Origin of the sequence: Mucilaginibacter sp. SG564 (genome assembly GCF_013149275.1) — a bacterium.
Lineage (GTDB): Bacteria > Bacteroidota > Bacteroidia > Sphingobacteriales > Sphingobacteriaceae > Mucilaginibacter.
Map to the genome: position 1 here is coordinate 367,131 of NZ_JABGNA010000008.1, position 18,327 is coordinate 385,457.

General features: G+C 42.3%; 14 protein-coding genes. 4 read left to right on the plus strand and 10 right to left on the minus strand.

Annotation, left to right across the window (positions count from 1 at the left end):
- The 3 genes from FHW89_RS20205 to FHW89_RS20215 all read right to left on the minus strand — a co-directional run.
- Window positions 1-327 (minus strand): hypothetical protein (locus tag FHW89_RS20205; protein WP_172336848.1); only part of this gene is annotated, 327 nt, incomplete at its 3' end.
- Between the two features lie 135 nt (window positions 328-462).
- Entirely contained in the window at window positions 463-606 is a 144-nt protein-coding gene (locus tag FHW89_RS20210; RefSeq protein ID WP_172336849.1) for a hypothetical protein, read from the minus strand.
- A gap of 74 nt (window positions 607-680) precedes the next feature.
- A complete protein-coding gene (locus FHW89_RS20215; RefSeq protein ID WP_172336850.1) occupies window positions 681-824 on the minus strand; it encodes a hypothetical protein in 144 nt (47 codons plus the stop codon).
- Between the two features lie 520 nt (window positions 825-1,344).
- On the opposite strand from FHW89_RS20215, the gene FHW89_RS20220 reads away from it, so the two are divergent.
- Complete coding sequence (locus tag FHW89_RS20220) at window positions 1,345-2,784, plus strand: tetratricopeptide repeat protein (RefSeq protein WP_172336851.1); 1,440 nt, start codon at window positions 1,345-1,347, stop codon at window positions 2,782-2,784.
- Between the two features lie 22 nt (window positions 2,785-2,806).
- Here FHW89_RS20220 and FHW89_RS20225 read toward each other — a convergent pair whose 3' ends face one another.
- The 3 genes from FHW89_RS20225 to FHW89_RS20235 all read right to left on the minus strand — a co-directional run bounded on the left by FHW89_RS20225 (window position 2,807) and on the right by FHW89_RS20235 (window position 6,145).
- Window positions 2,807-3,109 carry a hypothetical protein gene (locus FHW89_RS20225; protein ID WP_172336852.1) on the minus strand — a complete coding sequence of 101 codons (303 nt, stop codon included), beginning with the start codon at window positions 3,107-3,109 and terminating at the stop codon, window positions 2,807-2,809.
- 222 nt (window positions 3,110-3,331) lie between these two features.
- Window positions 3,332-3,700: a helix-turn-helix domain-containing protein gene (locus FHW89_RS20230; protein WP_172336853.1), complete on the minus strand. Its 369-nt coding sequence runs from the start codon at window positions 3,698-3,700 to the stop codon at window positions 3,332-3,334.
- Window positions 3,701-3,847: 147 nt separating this feature from the next.
- On the minus strand, window positions 3,848-6,145 hold the full coding sequence (locus FHW89_RS20235) for an ATP-dependent helicase (RefSeq protein ID WP_172336854.1): 2,298 nt from the start codon (window positions 6,143-6,145) through the stop codon (window positions 3,848-3,850).
- Between the two features lie 228 nt (window positions 6,146-6,373).
- Here FHW89_RS20235 and FHW89_RS20240 point away from each other — a divergent pair, with 228 nt between their 5' ends.
- Window positions 6,374-7,135, plus strand: coding sequence for an AAA family ATPase (locus FHW89_RS20240; protein ID WP_172336855.1), 762 nt, complete (start codon window positions 6,374-6,376; stop codon window positions 7,133-7,135).
- A 139-nt stretch (window positions 7,136-7,274) separates the two neighbouring features.
- Here FHW89_RS20240 and fabV read toward each other — a convergent pair whose 3' ends face one another.
- Window positions 7,275-8,468 carry an enoyl-ACP reductase FabV gene (fabV, locus tag FHW89_RS20245; RefSeq protein ID WP_172336856.1) on the minus strand — a complete coding sequence of 398 codons (1,194 nt, stop codon included), beginning with the start codon at window positions 8,466-8,468 and terminating at the stop codon, window positions 7,275-7,277.
- Between the two features lie 570 nt (window positions 8,469-9,038).
- A complete protein-coding gene (locus tag FHW89_RS20250) occupies window positions 9,039-10,838 on the minus strand; it encodes a right-handed parallel beta-helix repeat-containing protein (RefSeq protein ID WP_172336857.1) in 1,800 nt (599 codons plus the stop codon).
- Window positions 10,839-10,968: 130 nt separating this feature from the next.
- Between FHW89_RS20250 and FHW89_RS20255 the strand changes: the two genes are divergently transcribed.
- Window positions 10,969-12,078: a DUF4097 family beta strand repeat-containing protein gene (locus FHW89_RS20255; protein ID WP_172336858.1), complete on the plus strand. Its 1,110-nt coding sequence runs from the start codon at window positions 10,969-10,971 to the stop codon at window positions 12,076-12,078.
- 71 nt (window positions 12,079-12,149) lie between these two features.
- Here the strand turns inward: FHW89_RS20255 and FHW89_RS20260 are convergent, their stop codons facing one another.
- Together FHW89_RS20260 and FHW89_RS20265 are read right to left on the minus strand one after the other, a co-directional pair.
- Window positions 12,150-14,114, minus strand: a complete 1,965-nt coding sequence (locus FHW89_RS20260) for a M1 family metallopeptidase (RefSeq protein ID WP_216650636.1) — start codon at window positions 14,112-14,114, stop codon at window positions 12,150-12,152.
- Window positions 14,115-14,414: 300 nt separating this feature from the next.
- On the minus strand, window positions 14,415-16,040 hold the full coding sequence (locus FHW89_RS20265) for an ATP-binding protein (RefSeq protein ID WP_172336859.1): 1,626 nt from the start codon (window positions 16,038-16,040) through the stop codon (window positions 14,415-14,417).
- Window positions 16,041-16,297: 257 nt separating this feature from the next.
- Here FHW89_RS20265 and FHW89_RS20270 point away from each other — a divergent pair, with 257 nt between their 5' ends.
- Window positions 16,298-18,310, plus strand: coding sequence for a thioredoxin domain-containing protein (locus FHW89_RS20270; RefSeq protein WP_172336860.1), 2,013 nt, complete (start codon window positions 16,298-16,300; stop codon window positions 18,308-18,310).
- The last annotated feature ends 17 nt before the right edge of the window (window positions 18,311-18,327 follow it).

Below are 18,327 nucleotides of genomic sequence, written 5' to 3' on the forward strand. Positions count from 1 at the left end.
TAAATCTTTCTTGGTACCGGCAGCGAAATCAGCCTGACCTAAATCTTTCTTGGTACCGGCAGCAAAATCAGCCTGACCCAAATCTTTCTTAGTACCAGCAGCGAAATCAGCCTGACCTAAATCTTTCTTGGTACCGGCAGCGAAATCAGCCTGACCTAAATCTTTCTTGGTACCGGCAGCAAAATCAGCCTGACCCAAATCTTTCTTAGTACCTGTAGCAGTGTTCGTTTTTTTATCGCCATCCGGTGTAGAGGCATTTGAAATGTGAGCTACTGAAGTTAAAAAAAGGCTTAGCGCTAAAGCAGCTGCGGTCATTGATTTTTTCATGATTTTTTAAATTTTGAGGGGGGAGAAGTAAATATTTTTTATTTATGAATTGCTTATTAATTTAATACTGAGCGTACGTTTAAGTGCCCACTAGTATTAATAGTTATTTTATTATATATCAGAAATTGGCAGATCTCAATCAGCATTGCCCAGATCTCTTTTAAATTTGCTTGCAAATGATTGTACCTCGGTAAAATCGGTATGTTGATGTTCTTTTTTGCAAGATGAAAAGATGCCGGTAAAAACGATGGCAAAGGCTATGATGATCAGTTTTTTCATGATATATTATTGTTAATGTGCTGTTTGATTATTGTTGAGGTGTACACAATACCTCAAAATTTTAAATTGTCAGATTAGTCTGCGGTTCCTAAATCCCTTTTAAAAGGGGTAATAGTTTTAGTGAAGCTTACTGTCTGAGGCTCTTCAGCTTTTTTTGTTGATGAAGACAAAACTCCTGCACTTGTAATGAATAGTGCTAATAGGATGGTTTTTTTCATGGCGGTTAATATTTATATTGTTACTCTGTTTGATTAATTATTATTTAATAGTATTTTAACTCCTGTTTAAATACTAAAAGCTTGCAAATTTTTGTGCTCCATTATAAAGTCTTTGAAAAATAAGGGAGCTCTTAATTTGATCGAATTCATCTTGTTTCTTGAAAAAAAATGGTAGTTTTAATGATTATAACTTTTTATATAAAATAATTTTTTAAATTTTTTTATTCATTTTTAAATGAACAGACAATAAGATAATTATACATATGATGTCTAAATATTTTTATGCTATTAAATTATAGCTTAATGGTATTTTTTTGTTTAATAATTATAATAAAAAAGCAAATAATATTCATTCAACTAATTGTATATCAATTAATTAACAATGCAAATATAAATATGTTTTTGGTTTTTGAACAAAAAAAATAAAAATATTTTTCCACACGGTTTTTTTGAGCCGTTATTAGATATATTAACGCTTATTTCATAACTTTCACGCTAAATTGAACGTAAGAGTGCTTTAATGAGAAAAACCTATATTCTCCTATTGGTATTTTTTGTATCATTTGCTGTACACGCAAATGATTTTAATGAAGCGACTGCAACAGATACCAACGCGGTAATAAAATTAAATAAACAGGCTTTTGCCAATCGTTTAACAAGTCCTGAACAAACAATTATTGATGCAACGCAGGCTTTAGCAATGGCCAAAAAGCTGAATTATTATAATGGCATTGGCGAGGCATACCGGATTGTCGGCATCGGGAGATCCTATCTTAACCAATCTGAAAAGGCCTTTGATAGTTACCTTAATGGGGTTGCCTATTTCATTAAAGCTAATAATTTGGCAGGTGAGGCAAAGATATATAATAATATGGGTAATTTATTCCGTGATCAGGACTATAACCGCTGCCTGGATTACCTGAATAAATCGCTCGCGATAGCCACTAAAATAAAGGATCAGCACCTGATAGCGGCTTTAGGCTTAAATTTAGGTAATGTTTATACACGTAAAAATAGTTTTCAGCAAGCATTAAAATACTATGATCAAAGTATGGTTGTTTTTGAAGAACTAAAAGATAATGTAAATGTTGCTCAATGTGTGCTTAACAAAGGTTTTGTTTATTACAAACTTAATCAGTATGATATAGCATTGAAACTTCTGCTGGAAGCCCGGGACTCGGCCAAACAACAGGATTTGAATGAAACCGTTGCCAGCATTAACCTTACACTTGCTTCATTGTATATGGCTCAAAAAAAATATACGGAAGCCGAACAGGTTGTAAGGGAGGGTTTGGCTTATGCTACACTCGTTAAAGATCCTAAACTTAATTATGATTACAAGCATACCTCGTACGAATTGGAATATAGCCGGAAAAACTATGAACGTGCTATTTTTTATTTGCGGGAGATATACAAAGAAGATAGTGTAACCTTTAAACAAAATACCTCGGTGCAAATAAGGCTCATGGAGGCTAAGCGCAAACAAGAAGAGCAGGTAAAAGAAAATGAACGTGTAGCCGACAAGCAGGCTTTTGAACGTTCGCGTTTTTGGGCGGTGAGCACAGTGGCCGGTTTATTATTGGTTGTTATTGGATTATTGGTAGGTAATGTGAAACGGAAGGCAAAGACCAACGCGCAACTTACCATGCTTAACGAAGAAGTTTTAAGACAAAAAGATAACCTCGACAGGATAAATCATCATCTGGAGGAAATCATCGATGAAAGAACAAAAGATCTGCAGATTAAGAACAAGAAGCTTTCTGAACACTCTTCTTATCTATCTCACCAGATCAGGGGGCCAATCGCTACGCTGCGCGGTCTGATAAACCTGGAGCGGGAGGGATTGGTTAACCAGGAAGAGTGTATTACCATGATGGATAAATGCGTTTCGGAAATTGACGAAAAAATAATTGAAATGAGCGACATGCTGCATGGCCCTTCTCATAATAGTAATTCCTGAAACAGTATTTTTTTTATGATGCTTAACCCAGGTTAAATGCAGCTGGCCATGAAGAATGTATCTGTGCCTCAATAAGCCCAAGATAAATACAATACCTGGATATCATTTGCAGTATAAGCAATTGCCGGTGTTTATTATAACCCTCAGTTTCAAAGGCAAGTGTTTCATCTCCTGCGGTAACAAAAAATCTCACTTCGCCCTGCCTCGGTTTAAATCTTGATTGTAAAAGATCGAATACCTTAACTTTAAGTTTGCTTTTGGGGTCGTGGATGGTCCCATCTTTCAAAGCCTGGTTTTTTGAAATAGATATCAGATAATTTGACATAAACACTTTTTACGATAAAAAATGTTTATGTCACAATTTTTACTCCAATTTTAAATTATAAGGCATATTAAATGAAATTATGTTCATTTATATTCCTTTTTCTTGAAAAATTTACTAAGATTAAATATTGTTAACCAGTATTTAACCAATTTAATGGTAATTTATATCAGAATGTGTTGTGCAAAAGATGTAACTGTAAGGTTTACAGAACACATTATTAAATTATAGGACTAAAATACTTTTGTTTCGTAATTCTTCGTAAAGTAAAATTACTTTGCGTTGCAGGCTTGCGATCTCCGATTCCCGGTCTACCAGTTTTTTCTGGGCTATGCTCAGGTTTGATGGAGCAAGGTCAACTTCACCTTCTTCAACACTTAATATTTGTGCAACCGTTATTTCAAATATATTAGCGATCTGTTCCAGACGCGAAAGATTGATATCAGTTACACCGGTTTCGATCTTGGAAAAAGCCGGGATAGAAATACCTAAACGGTTTGCTATATCTTCCTGGCTCCACCCGCGTTGGTGGCGTAAGGTTCTGATGTTTTTTCCAACGGATTTGTTTGTTTTCTTTTTGGTGCTGTCGTTCATATCAATGTTTCCTCATAATTAACTGAGTAAACATATCCAAACGGTATGCCATCATTAATTTCCCTTAAAACTATCCGGAATAACTTATTGTTAAACGGGATGCTTAAAAAAGTGGGGAATTATTTACACAAAAAAAATGCTTAACCCTCAGTTGATATTATTTATGATATGCAATTTGGCAAACTTGAGCAGCAATTGTTTCTGGCCTATTTCCTTAAAAAATATAGTAGCTTTAATGTCGGGCTTATTGCCTTCCAGACTCAATACCTTTCCAAAACCAAAACGTTCATGTTCCACTTCCATGCCAACCTGCAGGTTTGAAGTATCAGACGGTTTAAAATCTGGCGATGGCACGTGTGCTTTGGCCAGTATTGATGTTGTTTTAACCGGGGCAGATGTTGCTGGTTTGGGCTTAGAGAACGCGTCGGCTTGTTTGCCGCTGCTCCAGGCTTTGCGGTCATCGTCAAAAAAGGCGCTGCTACCGCTGCTTGCGGGCTTCGCACTGTAGTCGAGCTCCAGGTATTTGGCATCTATCTCATCCAGGAAGCGGCTTGGCTCGCAACTGATAAGTGTACCAAATTTGAACCTTGAGGTAGCATAACTGATGGTCAGTTTGGTTTCAGCACGTGTAACGGCTACATAAAACAGGCGGCGTTCCTCTTCCAGATCGCTGCGCGAGTTGAGCGACATTTGTGAAGGGAACAGGTTCTCCTCCAATCCCACCACATATACCTGCGGAAACTCAAGACCTTTGCTGGAGTGGATGGTCATTAATGATACCGTATCAGCGTCTTTATCCTTGTCTTTATCGTCATTAGTGAGCAGGGCTACATCCTGCATAAAAACATCGAGGCCTTTTTCTTCGATATCTTCCCGTTCAGAGAATTCCTTGATACCGTTCAGTAACTCCTGGATGTTCTCATAACGGTTAAGGCCTTCTACCGATTTGTCTTCATACAAGTCTTTCAGTAAGCCGGAGTGCTGCGCGATATAAAGTGCCGATTCATAAGCCGATTTTGACTTCGCCAACACCTGGAAACTCTGTATCATGGTAGCGAATGTAGCCACCGCTCCCGAAATCTTTCCTTCCAGGTATTTGCCTGGCTCCGCTATCACTTCCCAAGGGGTAATACCATGCTGATCGGCACTTACAATGATCTTATCAACCGAAGTATCACCAATACCCCGTTTAGGGTAATTGATCACCCGTTTCAGCGCCTCTTCATCGTTAGGATTAAAGGTAAGCCGGAAATAAGCTATAAGGTCTTTAATCTCCTTACGCTGATAAAAAGACAAGCCACCATATATTTTATAGGGAATACTCAATTTGCGTAAGGCCTCCTCCATGGAGCGTGACTGCGCGTTGGTGCGGTACAGAATCGCAAAATCATGCCATTTACGCCCCTTCAGGCTGCGATCCTGCATAATGGTTTCGGCTACCATTTTACCTTCCTCGTTATCGCTGAAGGCACGCATTACCTTTATTTTATCACCGCTTTCTTTTTCAGAGAAAACGTTCTTTTTAAGCTGATCCTTATTATTGCTAATGATGCTGTTGGCAACATTCACAATATTTTGGGTTGAGCGGTAGTTTTGCTCCAGCTTAAACACTTTCAGGTCCGGGTAATCCTTTTCAAAGTTGAGGATGTTCTGGATATTGGCCCCGCGGAAGGCGTAGATACTTTGCGCGTCGTCGCCCACCACACACAGGTTTTCATTTACCGCAGCCAGTTTTTTAACGATCAGGTACTGAGAAAAGTTAGTATCCTGATACTCATCCACCATGAGGTATTTGAACTTATGCTGATACTTGTTTAACGTATCAGGGTGCAGTTTAAGCAGCTCATTGGTTTTGTACAGCAAATCGTCAAAATCCATAGCGCCTGCCCTGAAGCAACGCGTGGCGTAAGTTTGGTAGATAAGCCCCAATTGCCCGCGTCCGCTCGAAAAATCATCAGCTTGTATCTGTTCGTTTTTCTGGTACTCCTGCCACGAGATCAGGTTGTTTTTGGATGCTGATATACGGTTAAGTACAAAGTTTACATTATACAGCTTATCATCCAGGTTCATCTCCTTTAAAATAGCCCGCAGCACGCTTTTGCTGTCGTCGGTATCGTAGATGGTAAAGTTGCTCGGGTAGCCAATTTTGTCGGCCTCCACGCGCAGTATCTTGGCAAAAACTGAGTGGAAAGTGCCCATCCATATGTTTTTGGCTTCGGTACCTACCACATGGGTAATACGCTCGCGCATTTCGCGGGCAGCCTTGTTGGTAAATGTAAGTACCAGTATGTTAAAGGAGTCGACACCCTTGCGTACCAGGTGTGCCACCCTGTATGTAATAACCCTTGTTTTGCCAGATCCGGCACCGGCAATAATCATTACCGGCCCTTCGGTTTGCTCAACCGCAGCTCTTTGTTCGGGGTTTAAACCCTGTAGATAATCCAAAATCTTGTCCTCTTTTCTTGAATCAGCGAAATTAAGGTTTTGAGCCGAAAGGGGAAAGTAAGATTAGCCCTGAACCGGATAAAAATATCAACAATAGTAAAAGCGAGAAAAATGAGTGTTAATATCGAACACGGATGTCGAATATTGAATAATGAAGTGAGTGGAAAATCGATGTTTCAAAATTCATTATTCGATATTATTTCTTTTCTTCCTTAAATTTACCAACCCATGGAAGCAAAGCCCTATCTGCAGCAAATATCCCTTAAGCGCGAGGCGGTACCGTCGTTCGAGGCGTACCCTTTTCATGTACCTGCGGTGAAGAATTTGCCGGTAATGAAGTTTCACCGGGATGTTACTTTTATTGTTGGCGAAAATGGCTCGGGTAAATCAACATTGATAGAAGCCATTGCCCTGCACATGGGTTTTGGTATTGAAGGCGGCAGTAAAAGCGTGCAAACCAAAACACATCAAAACGCTTCACCTTTGTTTGAATATTTGAATAGCAGTAAAAGCTATCGCAAGCCTTCTGATTATTTCTTTTTGCGCGCCGAGAGTTTCTATAATGTAGCCACTTACCTGGAAGAATTGGATAAAGAGGAGGATAAGAATTATGTGAAGGGTAACTATGGTGTTAAATCGTTGCACGAATGCTCACACGGAGAATCGTTTATGGCTACGTTAACCCACCGGCTTTCGGGCAACGGGCTTTATATTTTTGATGAGCCCGAGGCGGCTTTATCGCCAGCAAGGCAATTGGCGGCCCTTTCGGCTATTCATGAGCTGGTACAGGCCAATTCGCAGTTTATTATAGCCACGCATTCGCCTATTTTGCTGGCTTATCCTAATGCGCTTATTTATCAGTTGGATGAAGAAGGCATACACAAAGTAAGCTATGAAGAAACCGAACATTTCAGGCTCACCCAATATTTTTTGAATAATCATCAGGAAATGACACGGACGCTGATGGGGAATCCCTTGAATTTGTCCTGAAGGATGGCTTCAAAAAAAAGCGTCATTGCGAGGTACGAAGCAATCTCTAAGCTATACAGAGCGAGCTTTTATGGCTGACCTGCTTATGTAGAGATTGCTTCGTACCTCGCAATGACGCGTGGGAGATTTTTATGAGTTTTTACCCTACCAATCCCGGTATCTCTACCATTTCGTCAACATCTTCCTGGTAGTTTACACCGGGAACATCAAAACCAAACAGGTTCAGGAAATCGGTTCTGTAGCCTGCCAGGTCGCCTATTTGTGGTAGGGTTTCGGTGGTAGCTTCCAGCCATAGTTTGGCTATCTGCGCTTGTACTTCGGGGTTCATTTCCCAGTCGTCTACACGGATACGGCCTTCGGCATCGGTAGGTATGGCACCACCGGTGTACAGGCGTTGCTCAAACAAACGTTGGATCTGTTCAATACAACCTTCCTGGGTGCCTTCGGCTTTCATGATCTTGTACAACAGCGAAATATACAGCGGAATAACCGGTATGGCCGAACTTGCCTGGGTTACCAGCGCCTTGTTTACCGATACCAGGGCTTTACCGTTAATATCCTTCAATTGTTCGCTGATCTGCTTAGCAGTAGCCTCCAGGTGATCTTTGGCCCTGCCGATAGTTCCTTTACGGTAAACCTTTTCGGTAACTGCCGGGCCAATGTAAGAGTAAGCAACAGTGATAGCGCCATCGGCCAGTACACCGGCAGCTTTCAGGTCGTTGATCCAGAACTGCCAGTCTTCGCCACCCATTACGGCCACGGTATTGGCTATCTCTTCGTCGGTAGCAGAGTTGATAGAAATTTCGGATACTACACCGGTATGAAAATCGACAGTTTTATTGGTAAAAGATTCGCCGATAGGTTTTAATACAGAAGTATGGGTTATACCTGTTTTTGGATTGGTACGACGGGGTGAGGCCAGGCTGTAGATAACCAGGTCAACCTGTCCCAGGTCGGCTTTAATCAGGTCGATAGTTTTTTGTTTGATCTCGTCAGAAAAAGCGTCGCCGTTGATGCTTTTGGCGTATAAGCCGGCAATATGGGCTTGTTTTTCAAAAGCGGCGGTATTATACCAGCCCGCAGATGCCGGTTTGCCCGGTGCCGGTGGTTTTTCAAAATAAACGCCCACGGTGGCCGCACCAGACCCAAACGCGCTGGTGATTCTGGAAGACAGGCCGAAACCGGTTGACGCGCCAATAATGAGCGCTTTTTTGGTGCCTGCGGGGTTGTTTTTTGATTTAACGTAATTGATCTGGTTAATTACGTTTTGCTCGCAGCCTTTTGGATGTGTAGTTAAACAAATAAAGCCACGAATTCTGGGTTCAATGATCATAATGTAAAATTGATTTTAACAATATCGGGGGCATATATAAGCAAACTTTTTCTAAAATGGTTTTAAAATTTTCAAGGAGAGGGTAGAGGGGCTTAGAAGTGCTGCGGTGATAACACCGACCACGGGCTGAAATAAGAAGTTGTCATTTCGAACGAGGTACGAGGAGAAATCTTTTTCGCCATGAAATTAGGCTTTGTATCCAACAACCTTGCGCTCGTTTGCAACGAGTGCTTATTGTGGTTAAGCGATTGCATCGCTCTTGCGTTTTAAACGCAAACCCATGTTAAGCACTCGTTACAAACGAGCGCAAGTAGATATGAAGCTTACATGATATTTGAATCGCAGGTCAGAGGCCTGAAATAGTCGTTACTCGGCAGGAGCCAAGCGACTGCGATGGGATGCCGCAGAGTTTACTCACCCGGTCTGCGCTTCGCTGGACCACCCTCTCTCCGGCTTTGCCGCAAAGAGGGTGGAGAAAAAAGTAATAAAACCCCCTCTATGCGCGAAGCGGAGAGAGGGGTGACAAGCGCAGCGATGTCGGGGTGAGTCTATATGCGTCTGTTCCTAAACCTACTGCCCAATCCTATTCCCCGCAACCTTCACATCAGCACAATCCTTCAATTCCATAGTCTCTTTAATGCTAATGACCTTATCGCCCTTGATGGTATTGTTATTAAACTTAATTCCAGAAGTACTTTTTGCAGATAATGCCTTTGTACCTTGCAGATCAAACTGATTATCCGTAATAACAATGTTCCGATGCACTGGGCCGTCCGACCGTGTATTTTCGGGGCAGATGATAATAGCCGGTTCGCCGCATTGGATAAACTGGTTGCGGCGGATGGTAAAATCCTTCACCATACCCGATTCGTACCAGCTGGCGGCATCGTCGGCAATAGAGATACCACTCATGTGGGTATGCAGAAAAACGGTGTTTTCGATCAGGGTTTTGCGGCGCGAGGTAACCAGGATGCCCCGTGTAGGGATGCGGGCCACGGTATCCTGGTGGATCCATACCCGCGGTGTCCAGGTGGTGTTTTCAATTACGTCTGTTGGGTTGATGGATGCGGGTACAGGCTTTTTAAGCGTCAGCAGAAAATCTTTATCATTTACCTTTTGTACCTGTGTTATCACATTACTGCTGTACTCGCGCAGGGTTTCGGCATGGATAAAGGCGATGCTATCTCCTGGCGTAAAAGCATCAAAACCATAGGTTTGGTTATGCATAAAACGCACCAGCACCTGTTGAGGCTTTGGCATGTTGATCACCCGTAAATACGTGCCGTGTATGTTGATAGCATCATCATTAGCACCTGATAGGTAAGAATTGTTGATCTCGATATTGCCGCGACAGCCCGAAAAATGCAGGATATCGGCCCAGGCGGCACAGGTACGACCGGAGGCTGGATCGGGCCGTACGCTGATGTGGTCCATGCGTATGTTTTGACAAAACTGACTCACCACGCCCATGCCATGCATAAAATTGATATGTATGTTTTTAAGACTGATGTTTTTACTACGCTGCATAAATATGCCCGAGCAATCGCGGGTTACATCGCGGTTTTGGTATATCAATCCGGTTTTAAAGCCCGGGTTCTTTTTAAACCAGGCCCGCACCAGATTGGTACCGGTTTCGGCATAGCGGATGCTGTCAACTGCGATATCGGTGCGCTGCAGGTCGCCGGTTTGGGTATCCAGTACCTGCCAGAGCCAGAAAGGTTTGTGTTGCCAGCCTTCGCCCAGGAAGGTAAGCAGGCTATCCCGAATGCTGTATTTGGATTCGGGATGAATCCGGAGATCGGCAAAATGATCGCCTGTGTTTACAACCGTTAATTCTGATACGGTAGGGCGATAGTAATCATAAGTAAGGCCATTGATACTGATGTTTTCGCTGTGGTCAAGACAGGTTTCGATCATTTTGCCCCGCATCAGCAGTTTAGCGCCAGGGCCTTTAATATCTACAAAACGGCAATTGTTTATATATAGGGCGATGTCTTTCATGCCGTCGGGTACATCATTGGTATTGGAGATATGAAACTGTTTTTTTAAAGCGCCATCCGGATAAAAATTATAAACCCCTGGTGCGAAATTGATAGTAATGTGCGCTTTGCTGGTGCCTTTGGCTTTGGGTATTAACGACTGATGAAAATCACCAGGAGCAAGGATGTTTACCCGGTCACCCGCTGAAAGAGTAAGCCGGTTGAGCGGGGCAAATGTTTTCCAGGCACGGCGGCTGTCCTTTCCTGTACTTTGGTCGTTACCGGTTTGGGGGTTAATGTACCAGGTAGTTTTACCTGCTTGCGCTGAAGCGGAATAACAAAATAGCAACAGAAAAACGGATAGTATCAGGAGAGGGAGGTGTTTTTTCATATCGGGCAGAAAAATATAAAAAATAGCGGCAGCGTTCATGATTATTTTTTGTTGTGCAACGCGCCTGAAAATTGTTTGTCATGTAGGACAGAAAAGTATCACTATCCTTTAAAATTAAATGACCTACAACATGAAACCTAAGCTCATTTTAGTATACCTCATCGCCTTGATATTCGGAATAAAGGCGGCAAAAGCGCAGGCCCCTTCTGATAACGACAGTGTTCGTTCCGATACGGCCTTTGTTCCGTTGATCACCAAACCTTTACCGAGCCCGTTTGAAGTGGAATACTCCGACACCAATCTGAAAAATAAGGTAGATAATGGCGAGGTGAAAGAAAAGATAAAAACTTACAGTAAGGTTTACTCTGCAGCCGGCAGTGACGAGTTAAAAATAGAGAACAGCTTTGGTGAAATATCTGTAAATACCTGGGACCGTAACGAATTTAAGGTAGATGTACAGATAAAAGTTTATGCTGATTTTGACGCCGATGCCGACAGGTTTTTGGATGTTATACAAATAAGCGACAGCAAAACGGCAGGACTGGTCTGGTTTAAAACAGTAATTGGCAATAACGGCAACCTGAGCCCTGAGTTATGGAAAGGCGAGGGGGAAAACCATATCAAAAAAATAGAGATCAATTATGTGGTTTACATGCCCACAAAAAATACACTGAGCATCAATAATAAATATGGTAACACCATACTGCCCGACCTGCCGGGAAAGGTTACCCTGCATAGTTTTTATGGTAGCTTGAAAGCAAAGAACTTGTTGAACCCACTGAATGAAATTAAAGTACGTTTCGGCGATGCTACGATCAGCAGCTTAACGGGTGGTAGTTTGCAAATAGCATATGGCAGTCTTAATTTATCAGAAAGCGATAAACTGAATGCCGATATCAGCTATGGTCCGGCAAAAATTGGAACGTTGCGTACTTCGGGAAATATCAAGGTTAAATATTGCAGTAAACTGCAGATTGCCGGTTTAGATAAAAACCTGAAAGTGCTGGATATCAACTCCTCATATTCCAATGTGAAATTAGGTATCAATAAAAGCGAGAACGCCAACTTTGATATCAATACTTATTATGGTTCATTTACTTACGACAAGGTCCGTGCCAGCTTGTTGGGCAAAGTACCGGGTACCGAGCCTCAAAAAAACTATACCGGCCAGTTAGGTAAAGGCAACCCAGATAAAACCATCACCATCCGCTCGAATTATGGACATGTGGATTTTAATTGAGGGTAACAGATATAAAAAAGGGGATGAGTGTTTTACTCGTCCCCTTTTTTATATTTTCAAACTCAAACGCACTAATTTCCTTCGTATTTGTTATTTCTTAAGTCAACATCGGGTAGCTCATGTTCCGGGTCGATCACGATAGATTTGATGACTGATGTGGATGGATATTTGAATGTCCACTCACCGCCACGCTGCCAGATGTTTACCGGCAGATGAAGCGTTTCGGTTTTACCGTTTGCCTGTACGATCTTGAGGTCAACAGGCATGGCCATTTTTTCTTTATTGGTGAGGGTGATCATGGCACCGTTAGCCGCATCGTCATTTACATATTTAACCGAAGTAACGGCCTGGTCAAGCTTCCAGGTAGTAAAGAACCACGGTTTCCAGAACCAGTTCAGGTCTTCGCCGCTGGCATCATTCATGGCGCGGAAAAGATCATACGGCAGCGGGTGCTTAAAGGCCCAATGTTTCACATACTCGCGGAAAGCATAATCAAAACGCTGGGGACCTAATACCACATTGCGTAATATATCCAAACCTAAAGCGGTTTTATTATAGTACTGACCGTAATCATTTAAGCCAATGGCTTCCGGAGCGGTCATCAAAGGATCTTTGCTGTTGCGGTAGGAGGCCAGTATATTTTGGGCTTGTTTTGATGGATCTGCATATTCGCCATTGTTAAACTGCTGGCTCGCGTACTCATTGATAAAAGTGTTGAAACCTTCGTCCATCCACATGTATTTGCGTTCGTTGGAACCCACGATCATCGGGAACCAGTTATGACCTATCTCGTGCGTAACATCGCCCCAAAGTTGTCCTTTTTTAAAGTTGCTCAGGCAAAATATAGCGCCCGGGTACTCCATGCCCAAAGCTACACCGGATACGTTAACGGCTGAGTTCCATGGATATTCAAAATAAGCTTTGGAATAGATCTCCATGCTGTTTTTCAGATATTCGGTTGATCGCCCCCAGGCATCATTACCCGCGCTTTCAACCGGATAGGCCGACATGGCAATACCTTTACGACCCGAAGGGAAGTTAACCTGTGCGGCATCCCATATAAAGGCATTGGAAGCGCCCCAGGCTATATCGCGGGTGTTTTCCGTTTTATAGTGCCAGGTTAGGCTACCTTTGAACGGACGGGTAGCGGCTTTGCCCACTTCACTGGCTTTAATGATCATTTCTGTTTTATCGCTGGTTTTGGCTTTGGCCAATCGGCTGAGCTGGGCGGGACTAAGTACTTCTTCCGGATTTTGCAGATCGCCTGAACCTACTACGATCATGTTGGCAGGAGCGGTGATGTAGTAATCAAAATCGCCATACTCGCAGTAAAACTCGCCCAGGCCCATGTAGGGTAGGGTGTTCCAGCCTTCTACATCGTCATACACGCACATGCGCGGGTACCATTGGGCAATTTCGTATACATAACCCTGCTTGAACTTTTTGCGACCCATGCGGTCGGCGCCATAAAAGGGGATGGCAAAATCATAATTGATCTTCACCTGTATCTTTTCGCCTTTGCCGTCAAGCGGGGTATTTAAACGCAATTGCATGCGGGCGTCGGTGATGATAGGGGTTACGGTATAAGTTTCGCCTTTGTAGGTTACGCTTACCGAACCGATATGATAACCGCCGCGGCTAAATCCACGAACATCAAAGCGATCGCCAGAAACAGGGGTGGTTGCCGCGCCGCGTGAGTCAGGGCGGAAAAGATTCTGGTCCAGTTGCAGCCACAGGTAATCCAATTTATCGGTACTGTTGTTGGTATAGGTAATGACTACTTCGCCGGTAATGGTGGTATCGCGACCTTCGTTTAATGTAGCTTTTATCTGGTAATCGGCACGGTTTTGCCAGTAATTGGCAGCCGGTTGTCCGCTGGCCGAGCGGGTGCCGCCGCTGGTAACGGGCCAGGTAATGGGGCCAAATACATCCTGGTGATTATATTTTGGAGTATCGGCAGTTTGCGCTGCCACGGGTATTGCACCGGCTAATAAGCCCATGGCGCATAAAAAGTCGATCAGTTTAAAATAGCGCATTTGAAATTTAATAATAAAGGCGCAAATAAAGTGAAATAATTTGTGAACTTGGTAATTTGATTGCTTAACCGATTGCGTATAAGTGAATTTTGTGAGTGGGTAATGGTATTGTTACGGTTTAAATAAGAAACGCGTCATTGCGAGGCACGAAGCAACCTCTATGCTATACAGAGTGATCTACTAATCGGGGATTATTAATATTTTGTTTATTTTTAATTGGTATTAATGAGCTCCCTCCAGTCGGTTGTCTTCGTGCCTCGCAATGACGTGTGGAGAAAACTTTACATTAAAGCCTCTGTATTAATTCATGTTTATTGAACTTTCACTGAAGATTAATTTAAAAACAGTGCCATTACCGGGAGAACTCATCACTTCTATCCTTCCTCCCTGCGACTCTATTTGAGTTTTTACTAAAAATAAACCAACCCCATGAGCATCCTTTTGTTGGTGAAAGGTTTTATAAAGGCCAAATATTTTCCCCCCGTATAAATCAAGATCTATTCCCTGGCCGTTATCCCGGCACTCTAAAACCGTTTCATTTTGCTCATTCTTATATGTTTTTAATATAATGTGCGGATTTTTATTGGCCATTTTGTATTTAATGGCATTGGAGATCAGATTTAAAAGAATGCTTTCCAGATAGATCGGTGGAAAATTGACATAACTAGCTTGAAGATACAATTCAACCTCGGTATTACTTGTTGTTAATTCTAAAGCAATAACGCCTAATACTTTTTTGATGAGTGCATCAAAATTGATAATTTCTGATTGGATTGTGTTTTCTTTTATTTTGATAGCTTCAGATAAATCATCAAGCGTTGCGTTTAATCCTTTGGATACATTATCTAATTTTTCAAAAAGTTCCGCATTTTCAGCATCCAGGCTTTCGGTGTCAACCAGGGATGTTACTAAGGAGATATTATTTGCATGGTTTCTGATGTTATGCGATAAAATATGTGTGAAGTTTTTAAGTTGCTGATTGCTTTGGGTAATTAAGCCGATTGATTTATGAAGTGCCATTTCGGTAGATTTATACTGATCAATATCGATAAAGACACCTCTCAGTTTTACTAATGCACCTTTTTCGTCATACAAGGGTTCGCCTATTGACCGTACCCATATGGTGTTTTTTTTAGCATTGATCATCAATAGCTCTACATCCCATTTTAAACCTTCGGCATAGGCCCTGTTTAAAGCGTCTTTTAATGTTTGCCGATAAGGCTCCGGAAAGTAACTCATCATGTCATTTTCATCTATGGCAAAGTCATAGGGGAGGTCATAAATGTCAAATACCATTTTTGACCAGGTAGTTTTATTCAGAATAACATCCAGTTCCCAGCCGCCTACCCGGCCTATTCTGCCTGCTTCTGATAATAAAAATTCGCTTGCTGCCAGTTTTTCTTCTATAACGCGCCTTTTTTCGATCTCGGCCTCAAGTTCTGTAACACTTCTTAATGTAAACATTAAGGGAAGGATCTTATAAAGGGCATATACTGTAAAAATGGATACGATAGCAGTTATAAACCGAACTAAAGCACTTAAACGATAGGCTGGCCACCAGAATATAATAACATCCATCAGGTGCGTTAAACCACATAAAAGTATAAATGCTATAAACAGCCAGAACACCTTATTAAAAGGGAGGTCTTTCCTTTTGACAATAAGACGGATCAATAGAAAAGGTATGGCAAAATAAGCCGCCCAGATACTCGCATCAGATAAAATGTACAACCAGCCATGAAAATCAGTCCAGTTTCCGCAATGCCAGCGTGGGGGCCAATCATCGGTATTGAGTATTTTGCCGAAAAAATCTTTGATTTGATGAAAAGTTCCGGTATTTAAATGATCGGGTTTTTCTATAGCAGATGGGCAGGCTGTTGAATTGCAAACCGCATGGTTACTTGAGTTAGGGGTATTAGGAGCCATTACAAATGTGTTGTTTTGTCGATTTATGTCAATAGTTATAAAAGAGGTCAACAAATATAAATTATTACGGGATAGTGACTTGTGAAAAAATATGTGCCGTAATTAAAATGTGTCAATAGTTTTTGAAATAACTACTTTTTGCAATAAAAAGAATAATTATTCACCTTTTATACGGGATATACCCTTTGAAGTTACTACGGATGGTTTTATAGGTACATTTAATATCCGCATCTTTGCTATCAAATAATACATCTGTTATGAATCGCCTGGCTAACTCTTCGTCACCATATTTATTACAACATGCCAACAACCCGGTAAACTGGTATCCTTGGGGTAAAGAGGCCCTGGATAAGGCTAAAGCCGAAAATAAGCTCATCCTGGTGAGTATCGGCTACTCGGCCTGCCACTGGTGCCATGTAATGGAGCACGAAAGTTTTGAGGACGAAGCTGTGGCTGCCGTGATGAACGAATATTTTGTTTGTATTAAGGTGGACAGGGAAGAGCGCCCCGATGTCGACCAGATCTATATGAGTGCCGTACAGCTCATGAGCGGCCGGGGAGGCTGGCCGCTGAACTGTATCTGCCTGCCCGATCAACGCCCTATTTACGGCGGTACTTACTTCCGCAAAAACGATTGGACATCCTTATTATTTAACCTGGCCGATTTTTATAAACAAAAGCCCGAAGAGGCCGAGGAATACGCTGTGCGCCTCACCGAAGGCATCCAAAACTATGAATCGGTACAATTTGTAGCGGAGCAACCTGAATATACTAAGGCTGATCTTGAATTGATCGGCGATAACTGGAAACGTTATTTTGACCAGTACGAAGGAGGCACCGGCAACGCACCCAAATTCCCCATGCCGAATAACTGGCTGCTGCTGATGCGTTATGCCCACCTGATGAAGGACGAGGAGGTAGCCGCCCAGGTAAAGCTTACGCTACATAAAATGGCCTTCGGCGGTATTTATGATCATATAGGCGGCGGTTTTGCCCGCTACTCGGTTGATGGTCGCTGGCACGTACCCCATTTCGAAAAAATGCTGTATGATAATGCCCAGCTCATCAGCCTGTATGCCGAAGCATATACCTGGAGTCCGGATGCGCTTTATGAACAGGTAGTAGACGAGATCATTGCCTTTTCTACCCGCGAACTGGCATCGCCGGAGTCGGGTTTTTACTCGGCCCTGGATGCTGATAGCGAGGGTGTAGAGGGTAAGTTTTACATTTTTACCCAAAAGGAAATTGAAGAGATCCTCGGTGAAGATGATGCCGAACTGTTCTGTATTTACTACCATATTACCGATGATGGCAATTGGGAAGAGGAACATTCCAACGTATTGTTCCGCCGGGAAAGTGATGAAGACCTGGCCGAAAAATTAGGCTTAGGGGTGGATGACCTGCTGCTGCGAATCAAAGCTTCGCGCAAAAAAGTATTTGAATTTCGCCGGCACCGGGTAAGGCCGGGGCTGGATAATAAAATACTAGCCTCATGGAACGGACTAATGCTAAAGGGCTTATGCCAGGCTTACCGTGCGTTTAATAATCCCAGATACCTGGAGCTGGCTTTACAGAATGCCGGGTTTATCTCCGCTAATTTGATAAGTCAAAATAGCAGGATATCAAGAGTTTATAATGTCAATACGACAGGCGAGGCTTCAGTAGCGTTTTTGGATGATTATGCCAATATCATCGATGGGTTCATCGCCTTATACGAAGTTACTTTTGATGAACAGTGGTTACAGCAGGCAAAAAAACTGACCGACGCCGCTATAGAGCATTATTATGATGAAATAAACGGCATCTTTTTTTATACTGCCGATGATGACGAGCAGTTGATAGCCCGTAAATCGGAGATCATGGACGGGGTAACGCCGGCCAGTAATTCGGCCATGGCCATCAACCTGAAAAAGTTAGGCTTGCTTTTTGATAACGAAAGCTATGCAGCGGTTTCGGCGCAGCTGTTACGCAACATTATGCCGCAACTGGCTAAATATGGTACAGCCTATTCAAACTGGACCCTATTATTGCTGGATGAAGTGTTTGGTATTTATGAGGTGGCGATAACAGGCAACGAAGCCGAAACTGTGCGAAAGGAAATCGAAAATAATTACATCCCGAACAAAATAATCTTGGGAGGTAAAAAAGGAAGTTTACCTTTGTTGCAGGATAAGTTTGGTCAATCAACACAAATTTTTGTTTGTAAAGATAAAACCTGCGGATTACCTGCCAATAATACGGCCGATGCTTTAAAACAAATTGAGGCCTGATTGCTTATTTAAAAAAT

What these genes read in the sequence shown, in the direction of transcription:
- FHW89_RS20210 (WP_172336849.1), bottom strand. Translation starts at nt 606, where the DNA reads ATGAAAAAACTGATCATCATAGCCTTTGCCATCGTTTTTACCGGCATC.
- FHW89_RS20215 (WP_172336850.1), bottom strand. Translation starts at nt 824, where the DNA reads ATGAAAAAAACCATCCTATTAGCACTATTCATTACAAGTGCAGGAGTT.
- FHW89_RS20220 (WP_172336851.1), top strand. Translation starts at nt 1,345, where the DNA reads ATGAGAAAAACCTATATTCTCCTATTGGTATTTTTTGTATCATTTGCT.
- FHW89_RS20225 (WP_172336852.1), bottom strand. Translation starts at nt 3,109, where the DNA reads ATGTCAAATTATCTGATATCTATTTCAAAAAACCAGGCTTTGAAAGAT.
- FHW89_RS20230 (WP_172336853.1), bottom strand. Translation starts at nt 3,700, where the DNA reads ATGAACGACAGCACCAAAAAGAAAACAAACAAATCCGTTGGAAAAAAC.
- FHW89_RS20240 (WP_172336855.1), top strand. Translation starts at nt 6,374, where the DNA reads ATGGAAGCAAAGCCCTATCTGCAGCAAATATCCCTTAAGCGCGAGGCG.
- fabV (WP_172336856.1), bottom strand. Translation starts at nt 8,468, where the DNA reads ATGATCATTGAACCCAGAATTCGTGGCTTTATTTGTTTAACTACACAT.
- FHW89_RS20250 (WP_172336857.1), bottom strand. Translation starts at nt 10,838, where the DNA reads ATGAAAAAACACCTCCCTCTCCTGATACTATCCGTTTTTCTGTTGCTA.
- FHW89_RS20255 (WP_172336858.1), top strand. Translation starts at nt 10,969, where the DNA reads ATGAAACCTAAGCTCATTTTAGTATACCTCATCGCCTTGATATTCGGA.
- FHW89_RS20260 (WP_216650636.1), bottom strand. Translation starts at nt 14,114, where the DNA reads ATGCGCTATTTTAAACTGATCGACTTTTTATGCGCCATGGGCTTATTA.
- FHW89_RS20265 (WP_172336859.1), bottom strand. Translation starts at nt 16,040, where the DNA reads ATGGCTCCTAATACCCCTAACTCAAGTAACCATGCGGTTTGCAATTCA.
- FHW89_RS20270 (WP_172336860.1), top strand. Translation starts at nt 16,298, where the DNA reads ATGAATCGCCTGGCTAACTCTTCGTCACCATATTTATTACAACATGCC.